The sequence below is a fragment of the Kytococcus sedentarius DSM 20547 genome (assembly GCF_000023925.1).
In the GTDB taxonomy this organism is placed as follows: domain Bacteria; phylum Actinomycetota; class Actinomycetes; order Actinomycetales; family Dermatophilaceae; genus Kytococcus; species Kytococcus sedentarius.
The window spans coordinates 967,990-993,392 of the sequence record NC_013169.1 but is presented as its reverse complement, the minus strand read 5'-3'; the positions used below and the strand labels follow the sequence as shown (position 1 = coordinate 993,392).

Genomic DNA, 25,403 nt, shown 5'->3' with positions numbered 1-25,403 from the left:
GGCCACGCGGGGCCCGCGCCGGACTCGGCCGGCGCGGGCGGATCAGGCGCCGGGGAGCTCCGGCTGGGCCAGCTCCACCCGCAGGGCGCGGGCCAGCTCACCCCGCTCCACCGCGAACTGGTCGCTGCGCGCGAGGTCCTTCACGGTCACCACGCCCTTCTCGACCTCCTGGGCGCCCAGGACCGCGACGAAGCGGATGCCGGCCCGGTCGGCATGCTTGAACTGCTTGGCCAGCTTGGCCGGCTCCAGCACGTTCTCCACGGCCAGCCCGGCCGAGCGCAGCTCGGCCGCCAGCCCCAGCGCCTCGGGCAGCAGCGCCTCGTCCAGCAACGGGATGAGCACCTGCACGGTCGACGGCTCGTCGTCCACCAGGCCGTTCTCCATGAGCTGCCAGAACAGGCGCGAGAGGCCGATGGACATGCCCACCCCGGGCAGGGAGGACTTCGTGTACTGCCCGGCGAGGTTCTCGTACCGCCCGCCGGAGCAGATCGACCCGAGCTCGGGGTGCTCGTCCAGGAAGGTCTCGTAGACGGTGCCGGTGTAGTAGTCGAGCCCGCGGGCTATGGCGAAGTTGACGCAGTAGTCGCTCTCCGGCACGCCCAGGTGCCGCAACATCTCGAGCACCTCACGGAGCTCGGCCACGCCGGCATCGAGCTCTGCGTCCCGGCCCTCCAGCCCGGCCAGAGCCTCCATCGCGTCGGCGTGGGAGGTGGTGCGGCGTCCCACGAACTCGGCGAGGGCCTCCACGGCATCGGCGGGCAGGCCGAAGCGCTCCCCGGTGAGCTCCTCGCGCAGCCAGTCCAGACCGCGCTTGTCGATCTTGTCCACCTCCCGCAGCACCGCCGGCTGGGCGTCGTCGGCGATGCCGAGGCTCCGGAAGAAGCCGCGCAGCAACCGGCGGTTGTTGAGGTGGATCGTGAACGGGCCGAAGTCCAGCTCGCGGAAGATCGCGTGCATGGTGGCCGGCGGCTCCGCATCGTGCCGGACGTTCAGCGAGCCGGAGCCGATGATGTCCACGTCGCACTGCAGGAACTCGCGGTAGCGGCCACGCTGCGGACGCTCCCCACGGTAGACGCGCTGCATCTGGTACCGCCGGAAGGGGAAGGTCAGCTGCCCCTCGTGCTGGGCGACGAAGCGCGCCATCGGCACCGTGAGGTCAAAGCGCAGGGCGAGGTCGGGCAGCGCCTCGGCACCGTCCGGGGGTGCGGACTCGCCCCCCTGGCCGTCAGCAGCAGCGAGCACCGCATCGCGGTAGTTCGCGAGCCCACCTGTTGACTGGACGAAGTAGACCTGCTTCTCGGTCTCGCCGCCGGACTTGGTGAGCAGCACGTCGGTGCGCTCGAACGCGGGGGTCTCCAGCGGCAGGAAACCACCGGCCTCGAAATGACGGCGGATCACGTCGGTCATCCGGTTGAACGCGATCTGCTGGCGCGGCAGCAGCTCGAGCGTTCCCTGGGCAGGACGGGGCGTGGTGATCGGTGAGGCCATGGGCGGGAGTCTAGTTTCCGCCACGGTGGGCAGGGCCGCCCGGTCGGAGGAGCACCCCCGGCCCTGATCGAACTGGTCACCCACGAGAACTGGCTCGTGCACGAACAACACCTGCTGGGGACTCATACCCTCATCCTGTGCGGACGCGCCGTCCACCTCTGCGGGACCTACAATTCATGGGAACTGGCTGCCGAGGAAGCAGATCGAACGGCCTCCACCGTGCGTCAGGACGTCGTGGTGGGTGCCGCCCAGGATCGAGTCCGTCGAACGCCTCACCTGAACGCCGGACGGGGCCACCCGGCACAACGCCGGATGGCCCCGCGGGGATGTGTCACAGCGGTCAGCCCTGCGCTGCGGCCGTCCCGTGGTCGAGCGCCTCGATGACCGCGCCGTTGAAGGCCGGCAGATCATCAGGGTTGCGGCTGGTGATGAGGTTGCCGTCCACCACGACCTCCTGGTCGCCCACCCACTCCGCGCCGGCATTGCGCAGGTCGGTCTCGAGGCTGGCGAAACCGGTGAGGCGGCGGCCAGAGACGACACCCGCCTCGGCCAGCACCCACGGAGCGTGGCAGATCGCGGCGACGGGCTTGCCCGCATCATGAACGGCCTTGACGAACTGCACGGCCTCGTCGCTCTGGCGCAGCAGATCCGGGTTGGCCACGCCACCGGGGAGCACCAACAGGTCCACCTCGGCCGGGTCGATGTCGGCCACGGTGGCGTCAGCTGTGCGGGTCTCGGCCTTGTCCAAGTGGTTGAAGAGCTGGACCTCTCCGCCCTCAGGGGTGACGAGCCGCGGGGTGTGGCCAGCGTCGGTCAGCGCCTCCCACGGATCGGTGAGCTCGACGGCCTCAATGCCCTCGGCGGAGGTCAGGAAGATGACGGCCTTGCCGGTGTTCTGGGTGTCCTGCGTGGTGTCGGTCATATGAAAATCATCCCACGTGGGCACGGGGGTCCGGCAACCGGAACGGCCTGCGGGCCCGGCCAGGACAGTGCGAGTACCACGCCGTACGCCAGAGGCCGCCCGGCGTGTGCCGGACGGCCCCTGCACGATGCGGTGAGCTCGCCGCGCAGGGCGGGCTCACCGCATCGGGTGGCTCACTGGGAGCCGGTGATCTTCTCCGTGGCCTGCGGCAGCACCTCGAACAGGTCGCCGACGACGCCGAAGTCCACCATCGAGAAGATGGGAGCCTCCTCGTCCTTGTTCACGGCGACGATCGTCTTCGAGGTCTGCATGCCGGCGCGGTGCTGGATGGCACCGGAGATGCCGGCCGCCACGTACAGCTGCGGCGACACGGTCACACCGGTCTGACCGACCTGGCTGGAGTGCGGGTACCAGCCGGCATCGACGGCGGCTCGCGAGGCACCCACGGCAGCGCCCAGGGAGTCGGCGAAGCCCTCCACCGGGTCGAAGTCGCCACCGGTGCCGCGGCCACCGGAGACCACGATCGCGGCCTCGGTCAGCTCCGGACGGCCGGAGGCGGCCTTCTCCTCGCTGCTCACGATGCGGGCGCCCTTGGCCACGTCGGAGAATTCCACCTCCACGACCTCGTCGGCGGCCTCGCCGACCGCCTCCTCGGCGGTGACGGAGTTGGGCTTCAGCGTCACGATCGCCACGCCCTTGGCCACGTGGGAGGTGGTGGTCCACCCACCGGCGAAGACGGACTTGGTGACGCTCACACCGCCCTCACCGGCCTGCACGTCCACCGCATCGGTGATGACACCCGAGGCGGTCATGACGGCCAGGCGCCCGGCCACCTCCTTGCCCTCCGGGGAGGACGGGAGGATCACTGTGGCCGCACCGGTGCGCTGCACCAGCTGGGCCAGCGCTTCGGCCGTCGGGCCCACGAGGTACTCGTCGAACTCGGGGGCCTCGAGGCGGTACACCTTCGCCGCGCCGTGGGCTGCGAGGGCCTCCTTGGCGGCGTCGAACCCGGCGCCCACGAACACCGCGGAGGCATCCCCGATGCGACGGGCAGCGGTCAGCATCTCCCCGGTGGTCTTCCGGACCTCGCCCTCGGCGTGGTCGACCAGAACCAGAACTTCACTCATTGCGTGCTCCTGTGGAAAGTCGGTGCGTGACCGTGGGTCAGATGAACTTGCGCTGGGCCAGGAACTCGGCGAGCTTCGTGCCGCCTTCGCCCTCGTCGGTGACGATCTCCCCGGCCTCGCGCGGCGGGCGCTGGTCGGTGCCGTCCACCTGGGCCCAGGCGTTGCCCAACCCCACCAGCTCGGCGTCCACGCCCAGGTCGGCCAGCGACCAGCTCTCGATCGTCTTCTTCTTGGCCGCCATGATCCCCTTGAAGCTGGGGTAGCGCGGCTCGTTGATCTGGTCGGTCACCGAGACCACGGCCGGCAGCGTCGCCTCGATGGTCTGGGTGGCCTCGGCGGTGTCGCGCTTGATGGTCACGGTGCCACCGGTCTCACCGGAGCACTCCACGCTGTTGGCCAGCGTCACCATCGGCACTCCCAGCAGCTCGGCCACCATCGCCGGCACGACGCCCATGGTGCCGTCGGTCGAGCTCAGGCCGAAGAGCACGAGGTCCACCTCGTCCACCTTCTTCACGGCCTCGGCCAGCACCAGCGCGGTGGACAGGGCGTCGGACCCGGCGAGAGCCTCGTCGGTGACGTGCACCCCATCGGTCGCACCCATCTGCAGGGCCTTCTTCACGGCCTCCTCGGCCGTGGCGGGGCCCATGGTCAGCACCGTCACGCGCGCGTCGTCCTGGCCCTCGGTGATCTTCAGGGCCTCCTCCACGGCGTACTCGTCCAGCTCGGACAGCAGGCCGTCCGTGGTGCGGTCGGTCAGGTTGTCCCCGGTGAAGGACCGGTCGCCCTGGGCGTCCGGGACGTGCTTCACGCACACGACGATGTTCATCGATCGCCTCTCTCATGACTGCTTCTGGGAGGTCGCTGGGCGCGCCCCCGCGGGTGGCTTGGGAGGGTGCCCCGTCGATGCGGGCCACCCTCCCAGTGTCGCACGTCGCCCCGCGCCACACGGCGCAGGCACGTGCCCCTCGTCCCGTGCGGGACGGCTCAGCGACCGAGGAAGGTCGCCTTGCCCGGACCGTTCTCGACGAACGAGTCCATGCCGATCTGGCGGTCCTCGGTGGCGAAGAGACCGGCGAAGGCGATGCGCTCGAGCTCCAGCCCGGTCGCCAGGTCGACCTCCATGCCGCGGTCGATGGACTCCTTGGCCGCGCGCAGGGCGATGGACGGACCACCGACGTACTGCTTCACGCGGGCCACGGCGGCCTCGTAGACCTGCTCGGCCGGGACGACCTCGTCGGCCAGGCCGATGGCGAGTGCCTCGGCCGCGTCCACGTGGCGGCCGGAGAAGATCAGGTCCTTGGCCTTCGCGGTGCCGACCAGGCGCGGCAGGCGCTGGGTGCCGCCGGCGCCGGGGATGACCCCGAGCAGGATCTCCGGCTGGCCCAGCTTGGCGTCCTCGGCCACGACGCGGAAGTCGCAGGCCAGCGCCAGCTCGCACCCGCCACCGAGCGCGTACCCGGTGATGGCAGCGACGGTGGGCTTGGGGATCTGGGCGACGTGCGTGAGGCAGGACTGGAGCTTGGCGGAGCGGTCGAGCATGTCCGCGTAGCTCATCTTCTGCATCTCCTTGATGTCCGCCCCGGCGGCGAAGACGCGTTCCCCGCCGTAGACGATCACCGCGTGCACCTCGGGGTGCTCGGCGGCCTCCTGGGCCACGATGCCGATCTCGTCCTGCAGCTGCGTGCTGAGGGCGTTCATCTTCGGGCGGTCCAGGCGGATGGTGCCGATCCCGTCGGCCACCTCCAACCGCACGAACTCGCAGGTCTGCCCGGCGGGGGTCTGGTCGCTCATGCGCGTCCCCCCTGCTGGTCCTGGTCGTCGCCGAGGTTCAGCGAGAAGGAGGACGAGCCGCCGCGGCCCTGCGCCTGGTCGCCCTGCCCCTGCTGCTCGGCTGCGCCCTGCTGGCCCTGCGTGCCGGCGCGGCCGGGGCTCGCCGGGCCGGGATTGCCGATCGCGGCGGCGGTCGCGTGCTGCACGTCGTCCTTCATGACGTTCTCGTGCCACACCTGGACGGCCTGCATGATCATGTTGACCGAGAGCTGCATGCGGGGGCTGGGGCTCTCGCCCTTGAGCATGATGTGCTCGGCGGAGACCACCAGAGTGCTGCCGACAATGCCCATCTTCACCACGTTGGCGCCGAGCGTGACGTCGTTGGTGTTGTTCAGCCAGCGCACCACGTCCTGCGGCACGTCGGTGCCGATCTGCCACTGCCCGAAGACACGCATGATGTCGACGTCGCCCTCGGTGACGCGCACGAACATCGTCTGCCCCTGCACGTCGAAGCCGACATCGCCCTCCTGGTCGATCTCCGGCTTCATGCCGTCGGTCTGCAGGAGGGTCATCACCTGGTCGCGCAGGGTGGGGCCGGTGGGTCCGGTGGAACCGGAGTCGTCGCCGGACGGGAAGTTCGGGAGCTGAGTCGGATCTGTCATGCCCCCAAACTACCTGCCGTGACGCACGCCACGACACGGCCGTCGGTCAGCCCCCGGCCGGGAGTCTGCCTAGGCTGGGGACATGCCCCTGCACCACGGCTTCTCGCCGGACATCCCGCCCCACCCCGGACTGCGCAGCATCCCCGACGGCGCGGGTGACGACCCAGCGGCCCGGGACGTGGTGGAGGTCGCCGTGGTCGCCAAGGAGGCCACGGCCGTGTGGCTCTGCCTGCGCGAGGACGATGGGGCCGAGCGCCGCGTCCCGCTGCGCCACCAGGTGCACGGCATCTGGTTCGACCAGGTGGCCGACGTCCCGCCGGGAACCCCGTACTGCTTCCGGGCCGACGGCCCGTGGGAGCCCACGCGCGGTCTGCGCCACAACCCGGCCAAGCGCCTGCTCGACCCCTTCGGCGTGGTCGTCACCGGCACCGTCACCCCCGGCCCGGAGCTCTTCGCCCACCAGGTGGACAAGCACCTGCAGGCGGTCGACGGCGGGGCCCACCGCAGCGAGGTCGACAGCGGCGATGCGGTGCCCTGGAACCTGGTGCCCGACGACCGGGCGCTGGGCCACACCTTCGACTGGGGCGACGACGCGCCCCCGTTCACCCCGTGGCGCGACACCGTCATCAGCGAGGGCCACGTCCACGGCCTCACGGCCACCCACCCCGAGGTGCCCGAGGAGCTCCGGGGCACCTACGCCGGACTGGCACACCCTGCCGTCATCGAGCACCTGGTCGCACTCGGGGTCACGGCCGTCGAGCTGCTGCCGCTCCACGCCAAGGCCGACGAGCTGCACCTGATGGCCCGGGGGGCTGAGAACTACTGGGGATACAACTCCCTGTCCTGGTTCGCGCCCCACCCGGGGTACGCCGCCACCGACGACCCGATGGGGGTCGCCGACGAGGTGCGCAGCATGGTCAAGGCCCTCCACACCGCCGGGCTGGAGGTGATCCTGGACGTCGTCTACAACCACACCGCCGAGGAGTCCAGCGCCTGGGGCCCGACCTACTCGTGGCGGGGTCTGGACGCCCCGCTGTACTACCGGCTGGACGACGTGGGCCGGGACGTCGACCACACCGGCTGTCACAACACCGTGGACACCACGCGGCCCGAGACCCTCCGCCTGGTGCTGGACTCGCTGCGCCACTGGGTGACCTCCTACCACGTGGACGGCTTCCGGTTCGACCTCGCCTCGGCGCTGGGGCGCGACGTCTCCGGCACCTGGACCCGCAACCACCCGTTGCTGCTGGCGCTGCGCACCGACCCCGTCCTCTCCCGCGTGAAGCTGGTGGCCGAGCCGTGGGACGTCTCCCCCGGCGGCTGGCAGACCGGTTCCCACCCGCCGCCCATGGCCGAGTGGAACGACCGCTTCCGCGATGCCGTCCGGGGCTTCTGGCTGACCGGCGGGACGAGTGTCAGTGAGCTGGCCACCCGCCTGTCGGGCTCCTCCGACCTGTTCGACCACCACGGCCGGCTGCCCACGAGCTCGGTGAACTTCGTGACCGCCCACGACGGCTTCACGCTGCACGACCTCACCGCCTACGACCACAAGCACAACATCGACAACGGTGAGGACAACCAGGACGGCGCGGGCGCCAACCACTCGGCGAACCACGGCACCGAGGGGCCGGTGCCGGACACGCCGGCCGGCGCCCGCATCGCCGCGGCCCGGCGACGGACCATGCGCAACCTGTTGGCCACCACCCTGCTGGCCACGGGGACGCCGATGCTGACCGCCGGCGACGAGTTCGGACGCACCCAGGGCGGCAACAACAACCTGTACACGCTCACCGACGCCACCCGTCACCTGGCCGCGCTGGACTGGGAGTGGGAGCAGTGGCAGGCCGACCTGGTGGCGACCACGCGGCGGCTGGTGGAGCTACGGCGCCGCTTCCACGCCATCGGGGACCACGCCTTCTTCGCGCCCTTCACCCCCGGCGACGGCTCGACGGACCCCGGCGGCGGCCTGCGCGCGGGCTGGTTCACCGCAACGGGTGCTCCCCTGACCGGCACCGACTGGGCCGACGCCTCGACCCGCACCCTGCAGATGGTGTTGATCGGCGAGGACGGTCCCGCCTCCGAGGCGGTCGTCGTCGCCCTGCACGCCGGGGGCCCGGGCGAGCTGGTCGTCCCGGTCGTCGACGGGTGGCCCACCGCCCATCGGGAGTGGAGCTCGGCCTGGGAGCACCCCGACCACCCCGATGACGACGCCGACCCGCAGCCGGGCGAGGCCCTGGCCCTGGACGGGCCCACCGTCATCGTGTGGAGTCTGCACCCCTGAGCAGCCACCACAGGCCGAGCGCGGGCAGCACCAGCGGCACGTAGAAGTACTGCTTGCCGAAGGTGGACCACACCGTCTCGTCCGGGAACAGCTCCGGCAGGGTCACGCTCATCGCGCCCACCACGAGCACACCGGCCATCTCGATGCTGATCGCCCACAGGGCCACGCGGCGTCCACCGTGCCCGCCCCGCACCATCGCCACGGTGGCCACCAGGTAGATCAGGGCGGCGACGGTGGAGAGCAGGTAGGCCAGGGGCGCGCGCTCGAAGTAGGCCACGAGCTGCATGACCGACCGGCCCGTGGCCGCGAGCGCCAGCACCCCGTAAGCCGCGACGAGCAGGCGCCCGAAGCCGCTGCTCAGCCGGCTGCCGGTGGTGGGGGCGGACGGGGTCGGGGCGCTCATGGGTCCTCCTGGGCGGGACGGTGGGTCGGGCGGTCGGGTCAGTGGCTCAGCAGGGCGGGGATCTCGTACCAGATCGCCACCACCCGCTGGGTCATCACCAGCAGGGCCAGGCCCGCGAAGAACAGCACCGCCATGCCCCAGCGGGACTCGCGCTCGGCGACCGACCACAGGAAGGCCACCGGAAGCAGCGCGACCATGCCGAAGAGGTAGGCGCCGAACTCCCAGGCGGGGATGTCGTGCTCGGTGGTCAGGACCATCACCAGACCGACGAACAGCTGCACCAGCAGCACCAGGCCGACCAGTCCGGTGACGCCCAGGACGAGATTGTCCACGGGGCGGCCGATCAGCGCGTACACCGCCGTGACCACGCACAGCAGGGCGAGCACGGCGAACAGCGTCACGGTCAGGGCGGGGATCACGCGCCACAGTGTATGTCCGCCGGGTCACAACCCGGTCTCAGGTCTCGCCCGGGTCACGACCGATCACCTAGGGTCGTGACGTGACTGCCACCCCGCCCCCGTTCCCGCACGCAGGCCAGGTCCCGGTCGGCCGCATCCCGGTGCTGGACGTGCAGCCGACCGTCGACGGCGGACGCTTTCCGGCCAAGAGCGTGGTCGACGAGGTCTTCCCCGTCACCGCCACCGTGTTCCGCGAGGGGCACGACGCCGTGGGTGCCACCGCCGTGCTCACCGACCCGGACGGGCGCCAGACGCGGTGGGCGATGCAGTGCCTCAACCCGGGTCTGGACCACTGGGCCACCCACGTCCACGCCACCGCCCCCGGGGTCTGGTCCCTCTCCGTGGAGGGGTGGAGCGACCCCTACGGCACGTGGGAGCACGCCGCACGCGTGAAGATCGGCGCCGGGGTGGACGCCGAGCTGATGCTGGCCGAGGGTTCCCTGGTGCTGCGACGGGCCGCCCGCGGCGCCCTGGACGGCACGAGCGCCCCGGTGACCGGTGCCGCGCCGCCGGCCGCCTCCCGCGAGGAGGTGGCCGCCGTGCTCACGGACGCCGCCGTGGCTCTGGAGGACGCCACGGTCGAGCCCACGGAGCGCCTGGCGGCCGCCACCTCGCCCGAGGTGCACGCCGCCCTGGCCGTCCACCCGCTGCGCGACCTGGTCTCCCCGTCGCCGCCCACTGCCCTGTGGGTGGAACGCGAGCTGGCGCTGGCCGGCGCCTGGTACGAGTTCTTCCCCCGCTCCGAGGGAGCCCGGGTCGACCCGGCCACCGGCCTCTGGGTCTCCGGCACCTTCGCCTCGGCGGCCGAGCGCCTGCCCGCGGTGGCCGCCATGGGTTTCGACGTCGTCTACCTGACGCCCGTGCACCCCATCGGCTCCACCTTCCGCAAGGGGCCGAACAACTCCCTCGATGCGGGTGAGCACGACCCGGGCTCGCCGTACGCCATCGGGGCCGCCGAGGGGGGCCACGACGCCCTGCACCCGGACCTGGGCACCTGGGAGGACTTCGACGCCTTCCTCGCCCGCGCCCGCGAGCTGGGGTTGGAGGTGGCCCTGGACCTGGCGCTGCAGTGCGCGCCGGACCACCCGTGGGTGACCGAGCACCCGGAGTGGTTCACCCAGCGGGCCGACGGTTCGATCGCGTACGCCGAGAACCCGCCCAAGAAGTACCAGGACATCTACCCGCTGAACTTCGACAACGACCCCGCCGGCCTCTCGGCGGAGATCCGCCGCGTGGTGCAGGTGTGGCTGGACCACGGCATCCGGGCCTTCCGCGTGGACAACCCGCACACCAAGCCGGTGGAGTTCTGGCAGTGGGTGATCCAGGACGTCGCCCGCGAGCACCCGGAGACCCTCTGGCTGGCCGAGGCGTTCACCAAGCCGGCCATGATGCACACGCTGGCCAAGGTGGGCTTCCAGCAGTCGTACACCTACTACGCCTGGCGCCACACCAAGGACGAGCTCACCGAGTACTGCCAGGAGCTGGCCGGTCCCGCGGCGGCCTACATGCGCCCGAGCTTCTGGCCCACCACGCACGACATCCTCACCCCCTTCATGCAGCACGGCGGGGTCCACGCCCACCGCCTGCGCGCGGCCCTGGCCGCCACGCTCGTGCCGACCTACGGCATCTACGCCGGCTACGAGCACTGCGAGGCGGTGCCGCGCCCGGGTGCCGAGGAGCACATCGACAACGAGAAGTACCAGTACGTCGACCGCCAGTGGGAGCTCGACCCCGGGCCGGGCGGGTGGGAAGCCCTCGACCAGCAGGCCCACGAGGCACTGGTGGCCGCCCGCGCCGCCGCCGGCGTGACCGACCGCCCCGACCTCTCGGGCTTCCTGGCCCTGCTGAACCGCTTCCGGGCCGACCACCCGGCCCTGGCCTGGCTGCGCAACCTGCACTTCCACCCCACCGACCACCACGAGGTGATCGCCTTCTCCAAGCGCCGCGTCGTGACCGGACCGGACGGCGACCCCACCGACGACGTGGTGTTGGTGGTCGCCAACCTCAACCCGCACACCACCGTGGAGGCCACCGTGCACTGGGACCTGGGCGCCCTCGGCCTGGAGCCGGGCACCACCTTCGCCGCCCACGACGTGGTGACCGGCGACACCTGGGACTGGTCCGATGCGGTGTACGTGCGCCTCGGCGTGGACGCCGAGCCCGTGCACCTGGTGGAGCTGGTGCGGTGAACGCCTTCTCCGCCATGGACCTGCACCAGCCGGGCCTGCGCCATGACCCGCACTGGTACCGCACCGCGGTCTTCTACGAGGTGCTCACCCGTGCCTTCGACGACACGACCGCCTCGGGCTCGGGGGACTTCAGCGGCCTGGTCCGGCGCCTGGACTACCTGCAGTGGCTCGGCGTCGACTGCCTGTGGCTGCCGCCCTTCTACGCCTCCCCGCTGCGCGACGGCGGGTACGACATCGCCGACTACACCGCGGTGCTGCCGGAGTTCGGCACCCTGCCGGAGTTCACCGAGCTGGTGAGCCAGGCCCACGCCCGCGGCATCCGGATCGTCACCGACCTGGTCATGAACCACACCAGCGACGCCCACCCGTGGTTCCAGGCCTCCCGCTCCGACCCCACGGGCGAGTACGGCGACTTCTACGTCTGGTCCGACGACGACACGAAGTACGCCGAGGCCCGCATCATCTTCGTGGACACCGAGGAGTCGAACTGGACCTTCGACCCCGTGCGCCGGCAGTTCTACTGGCACCGCTTCTTCAGCCACCAGCCCGACCTCAACTGGGCCAACCCCGCGGTGCGCGAGGCGATGTTCGACGTGGTCCGCTTCTGGCTGGACCTCGGGATCGACGGGTTCCGCCTCGACGCGGTGCCCTACCTCATCGAGACCGACGGGACGAACGGCGAGAACGACCCCGAGACCCACGCGATCCTGGCGGACCTGCGGGCGATGGTGGACCGCGAGTACCCGGGCCGGATCCTGCTGGCCGAGGCCAACCAGATGCCGCACGAGGTCGTCGACTACTTCGGCACCCCGGAGCGGCCCGAGTGCCAGATGTGCTTCCACTTCCCGGTCATGCCGCGGCTGTACTACGCCCTGCGCGAGGAGAAGGCCGCCCCCATCATCGACGTGCTGGACGAGACCCCCGCGGTGCCGGCCGGGGGCCAGTGGGGCACCTTCCTGCGCAACCACGACGAGCTCACCCTGGAGATGGTCTCCACCACCGAGCGCGCCGCGATGTACGGCTGGTACGCCCCCGACCCGCGGATGCGGGCGAACGTCGGCATCCGCCGCCGCCTCGCCCCGCTGCTGGACAACTCGCGCGCCGAGCTGGAGCTCATCCACGCGTTGCTGCTCTCGCTGCCCGGCTCACCCTGCCTGTACTACGGCGACGAGATCGGCATGGGCGACAACATCTGGCTCGACGACCGCGATGCGGTGCGCACGCCGATGCAGTGGACCCCGGACCGCAACGCCGGGTTCTCCACCGCCGACCCGGGGAAGCTCTACCTGCCGGTGATCCAGTCCCTGGCCTACAACCACACCGCGGTGAACGTGGAGTCGCAGATGGCCCAGGGCCACTCGCTGCTCAACTGGATGCGCGGCATGCTGGCGGTCCGCAAGCAGCACAGCGTGTTCGGGCTCGGGGACTTCACGGTGGTGGACGCCGACAACCCCGCCGTGCTGGCGTTCACCCGGTGGGTGGCCCAGGACACCCTCGAGGACGCCACCCACATGGTGGGCGAGAACGAGGTGCTGTGCGTCATGAACCTCTCCGACCGCCCGCAGGGCGTGCGCCTGCACCTGGGCGAGGACCACGCCGGCTCCGCCCTGGCCGACCTCTTCGGTGGCCGCGGGTTCCCCGACGCCGACGAGGCCGGCGGCCTCCACCTGACCCTGGGCTCACGGCAGTTCTTCTGGTTCGGCCTGCGCCGTGACGAGCGCCGCGATCAACGCCGCGACGCGCTGCCCGGACAGGGGCACCACTCCCCCGCGCCGCCGGCCTCCGGAACGCCCCGCACCGACCGACCCACCACCCACCACGAGACCCCCGGGGGGCAGCACGCATGAGCACCGCGACCCTGAAGCACCTGCTGGAGGACTGGCTGCCGCGCCAGCGCTGGTTCGCCGGGAAGGGCCACACGCCCCGCCTGCAGCGCATCGGCACCGTCCGTATGGGGGACGTGGTGGACCCCGCGGGCCAGACCGTCGCCCTGTCGACCGTGTACGTGGCCGACCGCGCCACCGTGCCGGCGACCGTGTACCAGGTCCCCCTGTCGGTGCACCCGCTCCCGTCCGGTGACGCCGGCGACTCCTCCGACGGCCCCGGCAGTTCCGACGGTTCCGGCACGGACGCAGGGAAGGGGGCGGCCCAGCCGGTGGGTGGCCGCATCGGGGAGATCTCGCTGGCAACGATGGGGCTGTCCTCCGACCCGCTGGCGCGCGGCACGGTGCACGACGCCGCCCACGATCCGGCCTACGCAGCGGCCGTGATGGCGATGGCCGACCGGGAGAGCACCTACGGCCAGGGGGTGGCGACGATGCGGGGCAACCAGCTGCGTCCGCGGCGGCCCCACAAGGCTCCCTACATCGTGACCGGCTCCCGGGTGTTGCCGGGTGAGCAGTCGAACACCTCCATCATCGTGACCACCCTGGGCGGGCGGCCCAACGCACCGCAGCGGGAGACCGCGATCGTCAAGCTGTTCCGTGTGGTGCAGGTCGGTGCGAACCCCGACGTCGAGCTGCAGCTGGAGCTGGCGCGGCAGGGCTCGACCGTCATCCCCACCCCGCTGGGCGCGGTCGAGGGGTCGTGGCCCGACCCCGAGACCGGGGAGGAGCGCCGCGGGCACCTCGCCTTCGCCAGCGAGTACCTGGGGGACGTGGACGACGCGTGGCGGGTGGCGCTGCGCTCGGCGGCGCGCGGCAAGAAGTTCCTCAAGCGCGCCCGCCGTCTGGGTGAGTCCGTGGCCCAAGTGCACGCCGAGCTGGCAACGGCGCTGGGGACCGTCCAGGTGGACCACACCCACCGGCAGGAGCTCACCGACCGGTTGCGGACACGCCTGCAGGCCGCCCTGGCCCAGGCACCGGAGCTGGAGCCGCTCCGCGCGGAGGCGACCGCCCGCATCGACGCGTTGGAGGCCCTGTCCTGGCCGGCGCTGCAGCGGGTCCACGGCGACCTGCACCTGGGGCAGGTGCTCGACGTGCCGGACCGGGGCTGGGTGGTGCTGGACTTCGAGGGCGAGCCGCTGCGTCCGGTCGCGGAGCGCCGGGCACCCGACCTCCCGCTGCGGGACGTGGCCGGCATGCTGCGCTCCTTCGACTACGTCGCCGGCTCGCTGGCCCACGATGAGTCCGAGGGCGCGGACCACGAGGCGACGCTGGCCGCCTGGGTGCAGGGGGTACGCGCTGCCTTCCTGGAGGGCTACCGCTCGGTGGCCGGTGACCGAGGCACCGAACCCCGGCTGCTGCTGGAGGCCCTGGAGGTCGACAAGGCCTTCTACGAGGTGGTCTACGAGCGCCACAACCGGCCGGACTGGGTCGACATCCCGGTCTCGGCGCTGGAGCGACTGCTCGGCACCTCCGTGGGCAGCGCCGAGGCAGGCACCGAGCCGGGCGAGCCGACCACCGCCGCGCCCAGCGGGACGGCGGCCACCGAGCCGGGCGCCGAGGAGCACGGCACCACCGAAGGCGCACGCCCCCAGGGCGGGGCCACGCGCCTCGAGCTCGCCCCCGCGCCGCAGGACGGGCACCCGGGGACCCAGCCCACCAGCCCCCCGGCGGAGCCCACGGACCCGGCCGGGATCAGCCGGGAGGAGGCCCACCGCATCGTGGAGGGGCGCTCGCACGACCCGCACGCCGTGCTGGGCCTGCACCCGGTGGCCGACGGCATCGTGATCCGGGCCCTGCGGCCGCGGGCCCGCCGCGTGGTTGCCCTGCTGCCCGACGGCTCCCGCCACGAGCTGCACCACCTGGCCGATGGCATCTTCGGGGCCCACCTGCCGGGGCAGTCCCCCACCGACTACCGCCTCGAGGTCGTCTGGCCGCTGCCTGCGACCGCGGACGAGGCACGCTCCGACCACGCCGCGGAGGCCCAGCCCCGGGTGCAGGACGACGGCTACCGGTACCTGCCCGGCGTCGGGGAGATGGACCTGCACCTCATCGGGGAGGGGCGCCACGAGCGGCTCTGGACCGTCCTGGGCGCCCACGTGCGGACGCACGACGGCCCGATGGGGGCGAGCTCCGGTGTCGCGTTCACCGTGTGGGCGCCGCACGCCCACGGGGTGCGCGTGGTCGGCGACTTCAACCACTGGGACGGTACCGGCCACCCGATGCGGGCGCTGGGCAGCAGCGGCGTGTGGGAGCTGTTCGTGCCCGGCATCGGCGCCGGCGAGCGGTACAAGTTCCAGATCACCACCGCCCAAGGGACGACGGTCACGAAGGCTGACCCGATGGCGCGGCGCACCGAGCTGCCGCCCGCCACCGCGTCGATCGTGGACGACAGCCATGCCGAGGGCTACCCATGGACCGATGCGGACTGGCTGGCGCGGCGGGCGGAGGGAACTCCACAGACGGCGCCGATGAGTACCTACGAAGTGCACCTCGGCTCCTGGCGGCAGGGCCTGGGGTACACGGAGCTCGCCGAGCAGCTGGTGCAGCACGTCACCGACCTGGGCTTCACCCACGTGGAGCTGCTGCCGGTGGCCGAGCACCCCTACGCCCCCAGCTGGGGCTACCAGGTGACGGGCTACTACGCGCCCACCTCGCGCTTCGGCAGCCCCGACGAGTTCCGACACCTGGTGGACGCGCTGCACGCCGCCGGTATCGGCGTCATCCTGGACTGGGTGCCCGGCCACTTCCCGAAGGACGAGTGGGCCCTGGCGCGCTTCGACGGCCAGCCCTTGTACGAGCACCCCGACCCCCGCCGCGGCGACCAGCCGGACTGGGGCACGCACGTGTTCGACTTCGGCCGCCACGAGGTGCGCAACTTCCTGGTCGCGAACGTCCTGTACTGGATGGAGGAGTTCCACGTCGACGGCATCCGCGTGGACGCGGTGGCCTCCATGCTCTACCTGGACTACTCGCGGGCGGCGGGTGAGTGGCTGCCCAACCAGTACGGCGGGCGGGAGAACCTCGAGGCAGTGCAGCTGCTGCAGGAGACCAACGCCACCGCCCACCGGCTGTTCCCCGGCATCGTGACCATCGCCGAGGAGTCCACCGCGTGGCCGGGCGTCACCGCCCCCACCCACGAGGGGGGCCTGGGGTTCTCCATGAAGTGGAACATGGGCTGGATGCACGACACCTTGGAGTACGCCTCCAAGGACCCCGTGCACCGGCAGTTCCACCACCACGAGCTGACCTTCTCGATGGTGTACGCCTACTCCGAGAACTACGTGCTGCCGATCAGCCACGACGAGGTCGTGCACGGCAAGGGTTCGCTGGTCACGAAGATGCCGGGAGACACCTGGCAGAAGTACGCCGGGGTGCGGGTGTACCTGGCGTTCATGTGGGCCCACCCGGGCAAGAAGCTGCTGTTCATGGGCAGTGAGCTGGGGGTTCCGCGGGAGTGGTCGGAGGGGACCTCGTTGGACTTCGACATCGCCGGCGACCCCCTGCGGCACGGCGTGCAGTCCGCCGTCCGGGACCTCAACCGGCGCTACGCCGAGCTGCCCGCCCTGTGGCAGCTGGACCACCAGCCCACCGGGTTCCGGTGGATCGATGCGGAGAACGCGGCCGGCAACATGGTGAGCTTCCTGCGCTTCGGCGAGCGCCCGGGCGACCCCGGCGGCACCCTGGCCGTGCTGGCGAACTTCTCCGGTGCCCCGCACGAGGACTTCCGGGTGGGCCTGCCCCACGCAGGTCGCTGGCGCGAGGTACTGAACACCGACGCCGTGGAGTACGGCGGCTCGGGCGTGGGCAACCTCGGCGAGGTGGTGGCCGAGGACGTGCCGTGGGACGGGCTGCCGGCCTCGGCGGTGGTGCGTGTGCCGCCGCTCGGCGCGGTGTGGTTCACCCCCGTCCAGGAGGGCTGAGTCCGTCCGGCGGGTTCGTTCCGCCGCAGGGGCTACCCAGGCGGACCGGACACCCCTTGGATTCATGCCCCCGCCCAGCCCACCGGATTGATTGCGGCCCATCGGATCGATCGCGTTGCACGGTCACGGTGGGTCCCCGTCCTCATGCCAGATCCACCGCTCCCCCACCCGGGTGCCGGTCAATCCGTCCCGGTGGACGATCGTGTGGTGCCGCTGGCAGAGCAGGGCCAGGTTGCCGAGGTCTGTCGGGCCCCCATCGGCCCAGTGCTTGATGTGGTGGGCGTGGCACCACCCGGGTGGTCTGTCGCACCCGGCGAAGGTGCACCCGCCGTCCCGTCTGGCCAGTGCGCTGCGCTGGGAACCGGTGGCCAGTCGCTCAGCGCGCCCCTCGTCCAGGGGCATCGAGTCCGTGCCGAGCACCTGGGGGATGATCTGCGCGTCGCACGCGGCCTGCCGCACCTGGGCCGGCGTGAGGACCTCCCCGGACACGGTGGTGGCGAAGCCCGTGGGGCCGGCATCCTCGACCGGGCCGCTCAGTCCGCGCCCCCAGCCGGACCGGGTGGCACCGCCCGTGCGACGCGCCAGCTCCGCCGCGAGGGTCTGGTGGTCCATCGTGATGATCAGCGTGGTCGCCCCGGAGAGCCCGCACCCGCCCGCGGTGCCGTCGCGGTCCGCGGCCTGGGCCCGCGTGATGAGCTCCATGAGCGCGTCGGCCCGTCGACGGGCAGGCGTCCGCGGGTCGCGCACCGCGACGCCGTCCCCGTCCTGGGTGGGCCGTGGAGCCGCCAGCCCGTCCACCGCGGCGCGCAGGCGGGCGGCGTCCGGCTGGTTGAGCTCGGCCGTGAACCGCACCAGCCCCGACGGCAGCGCTCGCTCGGTCAGCGTGGAGCACTCCTTGGCGTGCTCGTCCCGCTCGTCGAGCGTGTGCTGCCCGTACCGGGCCTGGATCTCCCGGGTCAGCTGCCCCAGGGCCCGGCTGCTCGCGGACTGCCCCATCGAGGTCAGGTTCTCCGCGTGGGTCAGGTAGAAGCCCAGCACGTCCTCCCGCTCCGCCCCGGGGAGCAACGGCCGCACCTTCTCCGACTCGCGGAGCATCACGTGGGCAGCGGTGACCGAGACCCCACCGCCCCACACCGCGTCCGCGAGCGGCCCGGTCCCCGGTTCGCGGGTCGCCTCAGCCACCTGGGCCACCGCGTGAGCGCGTCCCGCATCGACCACCCCGGCCTGCTGGCGGACCCACGCCGTGGTGCCCGCACACCGCGACTCGTTCACGACCCCCCGGCCGAGTGCCTCGGCAGTCACACCCGTCATCGCCGCCTCGGCCGCTCGCACGAGCGACCCGAGGATGCCCACCGACCGGGCCAGGTCCCCTGATCCCACCCGCCAGAGGTGGGGCCGGGCCGTCTGCAGGGCCTCCACGATGGCGGCGGCCCGCTCCAGCAGCGCCAGCGGGTCCGCGGCCAGGTCATCGGCGGCAGACGGCGGCCCGGCGGAACCCTCGGGTGCGTGGACCGGCATCGCCGGTGAGGACGACACGGGAGCACTGGCCCACGCCGGTGGTGTCTCGGCGCTTCGGCTCGGCCAGCTGGTCTGACGGTCCACGTGCTCACCCTCTTGTCACGCCCCCGGACGGCCGCTGGGCCGTTCGGTGTCGATCCCCCGACCGACACCTTGAGAGTACACAAGTCACCCGCCAACGGCAACACGTGTTCGATACCTGTGACAGAGGCACACGGGGTCGCCACCACCGGTTCCAGGACGACGCACCGCCCGCGGGACCGTCCCCCGCTCTCAGCGCACCGCCGCCGTCGCCCTCAGAACAGCGCGCTCATGAGCTGGCTGCGCGCCGTGCGCACGCGCGGGTCGCTCGACCCCACCATCTCGAACAGCTCGAGCAACCGCTCGCGCACGGCATCGCGATCCTCGTCCGTGGTGACCTTCACGGTGTCGATGAGGCGGGCGAAGGCGTCCTCCACGTGACCCCCCATGAGGTCGAGATCGGCGGCCTGCATCTGCGCCTCGATGTCGGTGGCGTCCTTGGCGGCCGCCTCGCGGACGGCCGTGGCGTCCAGCGACCCGGCCCGTTCCAGCAGCACCACCTGCTGCCGCCCCAGACGCGCCTCCTCGTCACCCGGCTCCTCGGCCAGGCGAGCGTCGAACGCGGCCACCGCGGCGGCGAAGTCCCCCGCATCGATGGCGTCGTAGGCCGCCTGCACGTGGGGTGACAGCGGCTCCTCGACCGGCTGCTCGGGCTGCTCCTGCCCACCAGGCTGCTCGCCCTGCGTGCCGGCCTCGGACACCGATCCGGAGACGCCCGGCTGAGCACGGCCGGTGACCCCGTTCTGCGCGGCGGCCTGCAGGAGGTTCTGCATGACCGCCCGAACCTCCTCCTCCGGCTGGACCCCGGCGTACAGCGGCATCGGCTGGCCCATCATCACCGCGATGGTCATGGCCTCGGGCAGCTCGGGGATCTGGAAGGCCTGCAGCATCTCGGGCTGGGCGACCACGTTGCCCGTGGCGAGGCGGAAGCGGCCCTCGAACTCGATGGCAAGCCGCTCCATCATCTGGACGTACTCCAGCGCGCCGGGGATCTGCGGGCTCCACAGCACGAGCACGGCGGGCACCACCGCGGAGTCCTGCAGCACCTCCCCGAAGCTGTCGAGGTCCACGGCCACCACGGTGGACCGCGGGTCGCCGCCAGCGGGAGCCGGCTGGCCGGCGGTCCCACCCTGCTGTGGGGCGCCGGCGCCGGGCTGCTGCCCACCGGACATGGCGGCCTGCATCTGCTGCTGCTTCATGCCGCTGAGGTCAACGGCGCCGTGGAGGCTGGCGCGGGAGAAGGGCTGGTTGGACATGTTTCCTCCTGGGCGGCCCGGGACCAGGGCCGGCATCGATGCGGGAGCGTGCGGGAATCCCTCCGGGGATGTGTTCTGCCTCCACGATACGCAGCCGCCGGCACAGCCCCCTCGATGAGGGCCACGCCGGCGGCATCGAGCCCGCCCGACCTCGCCCGCTGGGCTGGCGGGCCGCGGGGCGCTCAGGGCACGCGCAGCTCGCGGATGGGTTCCCGTCGGCTAGCCACCACCGCCGGAAGGATCGCAGACAGTAGAGCCGTCGCCAGTGTCAGCACGCACAGCGCCAGCGTGAAGGACACCCCGGGCAGGGGATCGGCCGTGGCCAGCAGCACCGCCACGGAGACGTCCACGCCGAGCATGAGACCCACCCCGGCCAGGACGGCCGTCTGCGCCAGGATCAACCCCACGATGAGGCCCCGGCTGGCACCCAGCGCACGGCGCCGGCCGAAGTCCTTGCGGCGCATCATGACCAGGCTGAAGAGCAGGACGGCCAGCAGACCACCGGTGACAGCCAGCAAGGCGAGCACAAGACCCCGGGAGAAGGACCCGAGCTGGCCTCCGACGAGGGACCGCAGGGCCGCGAGGTTCTCGCTGGTCTGCAGGCTGAGCTTGGAGGGGTCATCTGCCGCGGCCACCGACATCACGGCATCGCCGACGGCGGGGACCAGCTCCGGCGTGCGGGCGATCACCACGATGGTGCTCAACCGTTCGTCCCCCCTGGCGTCCGGTTGGGGGACGATCACCAGGGGTTCGAGCTCCTCCAGGAAGTCGGGCACGTCGAGCTCACCGGCCACTCCGTAGGACGTGCCGGAGGTCGCCGTGACTCCTCCGCTGGCATCGGGCATGCCCAGGTCCTGCAAGGCCTGCGGGGACGCCCACGCGAGCCCGCCCGGGATGGGCGATGCCGGTGGCACACCGAGCCGCTCGAGGTCCCCTCCGTACAGCGATCGGACCGGCGTCGTCTTGCCCTCTGGGACCGCCGAGTTCGTGGCGTCGACCGCCGCGGAGAAGCCCCCGAGCCACTCGATGCCCTCGATGCCGCTCATGCGGTCGATGGCGCTGCTGGTCAGACCCGCCTCGGCCTCTGCCCGCACGACGATCGTCCGGGTCCCCTCGGAGTCGATGGTCGACAGGACCCGCTGCTCCGCGCCCACGGTCCGTCCCGTGGTCAGCATCACCGCCAGCACCATGCCCAGGACCATGACTACGGTGACCGCCGAGAGAACGGGCTGCGACCTCACGGACGCCAAGGCCTCCCGCACGACCAGCCTGATCACAACCGAATCTCCCGGTCGCAGGCCGCCGCGAGCTCCGGGGAGTGCGTGACGAGGACGACCGCCGCCCCACGCGAGGCGTGCTGACGTAGGGCGTCCACTACGACCCCGCTGCTCGCGGGATCCAGGTTTCCGGTGGGCTCGTCGGCCAGCAGCACCGACGGCTGGTTGAGCAGCGCCCGGCACAGGGCGATGCGCTGCGCCTGCCCGCCCGACACCTGCCCCGGCTTGCGCTCCGGGGGCAGGTCGACCCCGAATCGCTCCATGAGCTCGCGCGCTGCGCCGCTCACGGTGCTGCGGGCGACCCCGCGGTAGAGCGCGGTCTCGGTGACGTTGTCCAGCACCGTCCGCGTGGTGTCCAGGGCCGCGTCCTGGAAGACGAAGCCGAACCTCTCGGCCCTCAGACGGGCCAACTCGGCGTCCTTGCGCGGCACCGCATCGACGCCGTCCAGCAGGATGGCACCGGAGGAGGGCCGCAGCATCAGGCCCAGCAGGTACATGAGCGTCGACTTCCCCCGCCCGGACGGTCCGGTGAGCGCCGTCATCGACCCGGCCTCGAAGGCCGCGTCCCACTCCTGGAGGAGCGGCTCCTGCGGCGTGTAGCCGAAGGACAGTGCGCGTGCCTCCAGCCGGGGCGGGCTGTCCCACCCGGCGCGGGTGCTCATTCCTGCGCCGCCCGCTGTGCGGGTACCTGCACCTTCGTCCCGGCGTCCACGCCCGAGATGACCGACATCCCCTTGGCCGATGCGGTGACCTCCACCGGGAGACGGCTGCCGGCCTCATCGATCACCGCCGTCTGACCACCGGCCTCGGTGATGAGGGCCGAGGACGGGACCACGAGCCCGCTCACCTCCTGGACGGTGATGATCTCCGAGCGCAGGGAGGACTGTCCGGTCACCGGCACCTGGGCGCACTGGTCGGCGCAGACGGGCCCCTCATCGAGGCTGTCGAGGGTGATGTGGACCGTTCCGGAGCCCTCGTCCACGGACTGACCGCCCGCGGTGGCTGACCAGGCGTCCCCCTCGGGCGAGGTGATGTTCACCCGCGCGCCCGTGGGCACCATGGCCGCCTGCGCCGTGGTCACCGGCATCTCGAACGAGGGTGCAGCCGGGAGTCCCTGGAGAGCCTCCTCCCCACCGCTGAGGGTGGCGCCAGTGCGGACGACCTCGGTGTCGAGCGTCACGCGGGCCGGGAGGGACGGCACGTAGATGACGTCGCCTGGGCCGACGACACCGGTGGCATCGATGCCCTGGGACCTCTGCCAGGCGCGGATCGCCTGCACCGTGTCCTTGCCGGCGGTGCCATCGACGGTCCCGGCGAAGTGACCGCCCTGCATCAGAAGCTGCTGGAGCTGCTTCACGTCGGCGCCTTCCGTGCCTGCCCCGATCTTCCGGAACGCGGGCACCTTCCCCTCGGCGATGGTCACGGGGCGCAGTTCGACCTCGTACAACACGTCCCCCGCGCTGACCTCGTCCCCGGCCTCCACCACCACGCGCGTGACGACGCCGGAGGCTCGGTTGATGCCCAACGGGGTCGTGGTCCACTGGGCGGTGGTGTTCAACGAGATCGAGGAGCCGATCTCCCCCTGTTTCACCGGCACCACCGTCGCGGCCGGTGCCTCCAGCGGGTCCTCGGCGGGGCGCAGCACGGTGAGGGCCGCCCAGGCCACTGCCGCACCAGACAAGAGCAAAGCCACAGCCGCGGCGAGGCGCCATCCCCACCGAACAGGGTGTCCCCCTGGCTCAGTGGTCACCCCCGCTGCGCCTTCCACTCCTCGATGGAGACGCCGTCCCACATCACGGAGCCCGGCATCATCTGTGGGCACTGCGCTTCGAGGTCGTTCCACGCCTTGTTGAACTGCTCGGCCGAACCACCACCTGGAATCTGGACCTGCTCGAACGGAAAGAACGGCCTCTCGCTGGTCCACCTCTCCAGGAACACCGACTCGCTGGGAATGTTCGTGATCGGGTGACCCGCCTCTTCCAGGCACGGCACCACGAACTCGGTCGTCCACGCGTACTGCTGGCGCAACTGGTCATCGCCCCACTCCTGGTCGTACCGCGCCGGCGTCGGGTACATCTGGGCGCACACGTACTGCGCCTCTTTGTACTTGGATTCCTGTCCCTCCGGAACGTCAACCCCACCACCCGAGTCGACCGACCACCCCGACTCCCGCAAGCACTGTGTCAGCACCTCATCAAGTTCCTCAGTCGCGACGTAGCGGACTACCTCGACCTCTGGAGGGTCAGATAGTTCGTAGTATTCCGCCAACTGCTTCCCCGCCTCTTCCCAGTGGGCCTTCTCCGCGGCAGCCGACGCTTCGGCGTCGGAAGATGGCTCATCGACCTGGCCCCCAGAGCAGCCGGTCAGCGCCACCACACCCGTGCTGACCGCGACCATCAGGGCACGGCCAGCACGAGTGGATTTCTCAAGCGCAGCTGGCACCTGCACTCCTCATCGTGCCGTTGGTCGAAGTGCTCATCTGACTCTCTCCCTGTGACAGCCACACCCGTCCAAGGCGTGTTGTGGATCACCCTTGGCCGACCTCATGACCGTAGACCCGCCTACCCCCCCGTCAATACCCTCTTCACTCCCCGGCCAGATGCCGTTCCACGCGCTGCACCTTTGCCTCCAGCTGGCCGGTGAACCCGGGGCGGATGTCGGCCTTGAGCACCAGCGACACCCGGGGCGACTCGGCCGAGAGCACGTCCACGCACTCCTTGATGACGGCCATGCACTCGTCCCACTCCCCCTCGAGGGTCGTGAACATCGAGTCCGTGTGGTTGGGCAGTCCGGAGGCGCGCACGATGCGGACCGCCCGGGCCACGGCCTCACTCACCCCGCCGTCCGGGCCCTCGGACGACGGGGCGATGCTGAATGCGACCAGCATCGGCGCCTCAGGCCTTCGGCACGCGGACGACCAGGGCGTCACCCTGACCGCCACCACCACAGAGGGCCGCGACGCCCACGCCGCCGCCGCGACGCTTGAGCTCCATGGCCAAGCTGAGGACGAGCCGCGCACCCGACATGCCGATGGGGTGGCCCAGGGCGATCGCGCCACCGTTGACGTTGACGATGTCCTCGCTCACGCCCAGGTCCTTGGCACTGGCGATGCCGACAGCGGCGAAGGCCTCGTTGATCTCGAACAGGTCCACGTCCTCGACCGACAGGCCCTCCTTGGCCAGGGCGGCGCGGATGGCGTTGGCCGGCTGCAGCTGCAGGCTGGAGTCCGGGCCGGAGACCACGCCGTGGGCCCCGATCTCGGCGATCCACTCCAAGCCGGCGGCCTCGGCAGCGGACTTCTTCATGACCACCACGGCGGCGGCGCCATCGGAGATCTGCGAGGCCGAGCCCGCGGTGATGGTGCCCTCGGGGCTGAAGGCCGGGCGCAGCTTCGCGAGGGACTCCGGGGTCGTGTCGGGGCGGATGCCCTCGTCGGTGGTGACCTCGAGGGGGTCGCCCTTGCGCTGCGGCACGCTCACCGGGGTGATCTCCTCGGGGAAGATGCCCTTCTCGGTGGCCGCGGCTGCGCGCTGGTGGGACTGGGCGGCGAAGGCGTCCTGCTCCTCGCGGGTCAGCTCACCGCCCCGGTCCTCGCGGTTGGCGGACTCGGTGAGACCCCCCATCGCCTGGTCGGTGAAGGCGTCCCACAGGCCGTCGAGGTCCATGTGGTCCTTGAGCGTGACGTCGCCGTACTTGAACCCGCCACGGGACTTCGGCAGCAGGTGCGGGGCGTTCGTCATGGACTCCTGGCCGCCGGCCACGACGCACTCGAACTCCCCGGCGCGGATGGTCTGGTCGGCCAGCGCGATCGCGTCCAGCCCCGAGAGGCACACCTTGTTGATCGTCAGCGCCGGGACGTCCATCGAGATGCCGGCGTTCACGGCGGCCTGGCGCGCCGGGATCTGCCCGGCGCCGGCGGTGAGCACCTGGCCCATGATCACGTAGTCGACCGATGCGGGGTCGACCTTGCCCCGCTCGAGCGCCGCGGCGATGGCGTGGCCACCCAGCTCGGCGCCGGACAGGCTGCCCAGGGCGCCCTGCATGCGGCCCATCGGGGTACGGGCACCGGAGACGATGACGGTGGTGTTCTCGGACATGGTTTCCTCCACAGGGTCTGACGGGCTCGGGTGACGCTGTGCCGAAGCCTACTGGCCTGTGGTCCCGG

Annotated in this window: 20 protein-coding genes; 4 read left to right on the top strand and 16 right to left on the bottom strand. The window is 71.6% G+C overall.

Annotation, left to right across the window (positions count from 1 at the left end; all coding sequences use genetic code 11):
* Positions 1 to 42: 42 nt before the first annotated feature.
* The 6 genes from hisS to KSED_RS04675 all read right to left on the bottom strand — a co-directional run bounded on the left by hisS (position 43) and on the right by KSED_RS04675 (position 5,969).
* Positions 43 to 1,614 carry a histidine--tRNA ligase gene (hisS, locus tag KSED_RS04700; protein ID WP_237699565.1) on the bottom strand — a complete coding sequence of 524 codons (1,572 nt, stop codon included), beginning with the start codon at positions 1,612 to 1,614 and terminating at the stop codon, positions 43 to 45.
* Between the two features lie 214 nt (positions 1,615 to 1,828).
* Entirely contained in the window at positions 1,829 to 2,410 is a 582-nt protein-coding gene (locus KSED_RS04695) for a type 1 glutamine amidotransferase domain-containing protein (RefSeq protein WP_012802422.1), read from the bottom strand.
* A 173-nt stretch (positions 2,411 to 2,583) separates the two neighbouring features.
* On the bottom strand, positions 2,584 to 3,537 hold the full coding sequence (locus KSED_RS04690) for an electron transfer flavoprotein subunit alpha/FixB family protein (protein ID WP_012802421.1): 954 nt from the start codon (positions 3,535 to 3,537) through the stop codon (positions 2,584 to 2,586).
* A gap of 37 nt (positions 3,538 to 3,574) precedes the next feature.
* Positions 3,575 to 4,363: an electron transfer flavoprotein subunit beta/FixA family protein gene (locus tag KSED_RS04685; protein WP_012802420.1), complete on the bottom strand. Its 789-nt coding sequence runs from the start codon at positions 4,361 to 4,363 to the stop codon at positions 3,575 to 3,577.
* A 158-nt stretch (positions 4,364 to 4,521) separates the two neighbouring features.
* A complete protein-coding gene (locus KSED_RS04680) occupies positions 4,522 to 5,328 on the bottom strand; it encodes an enoyl-CoA hydratase/isomerase family protein (protein ID WP_012802419.1) in 807 nt (268 codons plus the stop codon).
* Entirely contained in the window at positions 5,325 to 5,969 is a 645-nt protein-coding gene (locus KSED_RS04675) for a hypothetical protein (RefSeq protein WP_012802418.1), read from the bottom strand. Before KSED_RS04675 ends, KSED_RS04680 begins: the two co-directional genes overlap by 4 nt.
* 82 nt (positions 5,970 to 6,051) lie before the next feature.
* On the opposite strand from KSED_RS04675, the gene glgX reads away from it, so the two are divergent.
* Positions 6,052 to 8,250, top strand: a complete 2,199-nt coding sequence (gene glgX / locus KSED_RS04670; protein ID WP_012802417.1) for a glycogen debranching protein GlgX — start codon at positions 6,052 to 6,054, stop codon at positions 8,248 to 8,250.
* Here the strand turns inward: glgX and KSED_RS04665 are convergent.
* Together KSED_RS04665 and KSED_RS13505 are read right to left on the bottom strand one after the other, a co-directional pair.
* The gene (locus KSED_RS04665; protein WP_012802416.1) at positions 8,225 to 8,653 is read right to left on the bottom strand and encodes a membrane protein; all 429 of its coding nucleotides are present in this window, start codon (positions 8,651 to 8,653) and stop codon (positions 8,225 to 8,227) included. The genes glgX and KSED_RS04665 overlap by 26 nt on opposite strands.
* Before the next feature lie 38 nt (positions 8,654 to 8,691).
* A complete protein-coding gene (locus tag KSED_RS13505) occupies positions 8,692 to 9,072 on the bottom strand; it encodes a hypothetical protein (protein WP_012802415.1) in 381 nt (126 codons plus the stop codon).
* Positions 9,073 to 9,152: 80 nt separating this feature from the next.
* On the opposite strand from KSED_RS13505, the gene KSED_RS04655 reads away from it, so the two are divergent.
* Genes KSED_RS04655 through glgB form a run of 3 tightly spaced genes read left to right on the top strand, consistent with a single transcriptional unit; the run spans position 9,153 to position 17,106 of the window.
* Positions 9,153 to 11,300, top strand: a complete 2,148-nt coding sequence (locus KSED_RS04655; protein ID WP_012802414.1) for a maltotransferase domain-containing protein — start codon at positions 9,153 to 9,155, stop codon at positions 11,298 to 11,300.
* Between the two features lie 14 nt (positions 11,301 to 11,314).
* Positions 11,315 to 13,147, top strand: a complete 1,833-nt coding sequence (gene treS / locus KSED_RS04650; protein WP_041291254.1) for a maltose alpha-D-glucosyltransferase — start codon at positions 11,315 to 11,317, stop codon at positions 13,145 to 13,147.
* Entirely contained in the window at positions 13,144 to 17,106 is a 3,963-nt protein-coding gene (glgB, locus tag KSED_RS13500) for a 1,4-alpha-glucan branching protein GlgB (protein WP_012802412.1), read from the top strand. Before treS ends, glgB begins: the two co-directional genes overlap by 4 nt.
* Positions 17,107 to 17,229: 123 nt before the next feature.
* Here glgB and KSED_RS13495 read toward each other — a convergent pair whose 3' ends face one another.
* From KSED_RS13495 to KSED_RS04605, 8 genes are all read right to left on the bottom strand, one after another.
* Entirely contained in the window at positions 17,230 to 18,642 is a 1,413-nt protein-coding gene (locus tag KSED_RS13495) for an HNH endonuclease signature motif containing protein (protein ID WP_143827346.1), read from the bottom strand.
* A gap of 278 nt (positions 18,643 to 18,920) precedes the next feature.
* A complete protein-coding gene (locus KSED_RS04635; RefSeq protein WP_012802410.1) occupies positions 18,921 to 19,961 on the bottom strand; it encodes a co-chaperone YbbN in 1,041 nt (346 codons plus the stop codon).
* A gap of 182 nt (positions 19,962 to 20,143) precedes the next feature.
* The gene (locus KSED_RS04630) at positions 20,144 to 21,202 is read right to left on the bottom strand and encodes an ABC transporter permease (RefSeq protein WP_237699564.1); all 1,059 of its coding nucleotides are present in this window, start codon (positions 21,200 to 21,202) and stop codon (positions 20,144 to 20,146) included.
* Positions 21,203 to 21,234: 32 nt separating this feature from the next.
* Positions 21,235 to 21,900 (bottom strand): ABC transporter ATP-binding protein, encoded by a 666-nt coding sequence (locus tag KSED_RS04625; RefSeq protein WP_012802408.1) that lies wholly within the window; start codon positions 21,898 to 21,900, stop codon positions 21,235 to 21,237.
* Positions 21,897 to 22,904 (bottom strand): peptidoglycan-binding domain-containing protein, encoded by a 1,008-nt coding sequence (locus KSED_RS04620; RefSeq protein WP_012802407.1) that lies wholly within the window; start codon positions 22,902 to 22,904, stop codon positions 21,897 to 21,899. The genes KSED_RS04625 and KSED_RS04620 overlap by 4 nt, the downstream gene beginning before the upstream one ends.
* Before the next feature lie 80 nt (positions 22,905 to 22,984).
* Positions 22,985 to 23,680: a hypothetical protein gene (locus KSED_RS14855; protein ID WP_169307775.1), complete on the bottom strand. Its 696-nt coding sequence runs from the start codon at positions 23,678 to 23,680 to the stop codon at positions 22,985 to 22,987.
* A gap of 142 nt (positions 23,681 to 23,822) precedes the next feature.
* A complete protein-coding gene (locus tag KSED_RS04610) occupies positions 23,823 to 24,125 on the bottom strand; it encodes a thiamine-binding protein (RefSeq protein ID WP_012802405.1) in 303 nt (100 codons plus the stop codon).
* A 7-nt stretch (positions 24,126 to 24,132) separates the two neighbouring features.
* On the bottom strand, positions 24,133 to 25,335 hold the full coding sequence (locus KSED_RS04605; RefSeq protein ID WP_012802404.1) for an acetyl-CoA C-acetyltransferase: 1,203 nt from the start codon (positions 25,333 to 25,335) through the stop codon (positions 24,133 to 24,135).
* Positions 25,336 to 25,403: the final 68 nt, after the last annotated feature.

What these genes read in the sequence shown, in the direction of transcription:
- KSED_RS04675 (WP_012802418.1), bottom strand. Translation starts at nt 5,969, where the DNA reads ATGACAGATCCGACTCAGCTCCCGAACTTCCCGTCCGGCGACGACTCC.
- glgB (WP_012802412.1), top strand. Translation starts at nt 13,144, where the DNA reads ATGAGCACCGCGACCCTGAAGCACCTGCTGGAGGACTGGCTGCCGCGC.
- KSED_RS04610 (WP_012802405.1), bottom strand. Translation starts at nt 24,125, where the DNA reads ATGCTGGTCGCATTCAGCATCGCCCCGTCGTCCGAGGGCCCGGACGGC.
- hisS (WP_237699565.1), bottom strand. Translation starts at nt 1,614, where the DNA reads ATGAGTCCCCAGCAGGTGTTGTTCGTGCACGAGCCAGTTCTCGTGGGT.
- KSED_RS04680 (WP_012802419.1), bottom strand. Translation starts at nt 5,328, where the DNA reads ATGAGCGACCAGACCCCCGCCGGGCAGACCTGCGAGTTCGTGCGGTTG.
- KSED_RS04665 (WP_012802416.1), bottom strand. Translation starts at nt 8,653, where the DNA reads ATGAGCGCCCCGACCCCGTCCGCCCCCACCACCGGCAGCCGGCTGAGC.
- KSED_RS04635 (WP_012802410.1), bottom strand. Translation starts at nt 19,961, where the DNA reads ATGTCCAACCAGCCCTTCTCCCGCGCCAGCCTCCACGGCGCCGTTGAC.
- KSED_RS04690 (WP_012802421.1), bottom strand. Translation starts at nt 3,537, where the DNA reads ATGAGTGAAGTTCTGGTTCTGGTCGACCACGCCGAGGGCGAGGTCCGG.
- glgX (WP_012802417.1), top strand. Translation starts at nt 6,052, where the DNA reads ATGCCCCTGCACCACGGCTTCTCGCCGGACATCCCGCCCCACCCCGGA.
- KSED_RS04625 (WP_012802408.1), bottom strand. Translation starts at nt 21,900, where the DNA reads ATGAGCACCCGCGCCGGGTGGGACAGCCCGCCCCGGCTGGAGGCACGC.
- treS (WP_041291254.1), top strand. Translation starts at nt 11,315, where the DNA reads ATGGACCTGCACCAGCCGGGCCTGCGCCATGACCCGCACTGGTACCGC.
- KSED_RS04605 (WP_012802404.1), bottom strand. Translation starts at nt 25,335, where the DNA reads ATGTCCGAGAACACCACCGTCATCGTCTCCGGTGCCCGTACCCCGATG.
- KSED_RS04685 (WP_012802420.1), bottom strand. Translation starts at nt 4,363, where the DNA reads ATGAACATCGTCGTGTGCGTGAAGCACGTCCCGGACGCCCAGGGCGAC.
- KSED_RS04695 (WP_012802422.1), bottom strand. Translation starts at nt 2,410, where the DNA reads ATGACCGACACCACGCAGGACACCCAGAACACCGGCAAGGCCGTCATC.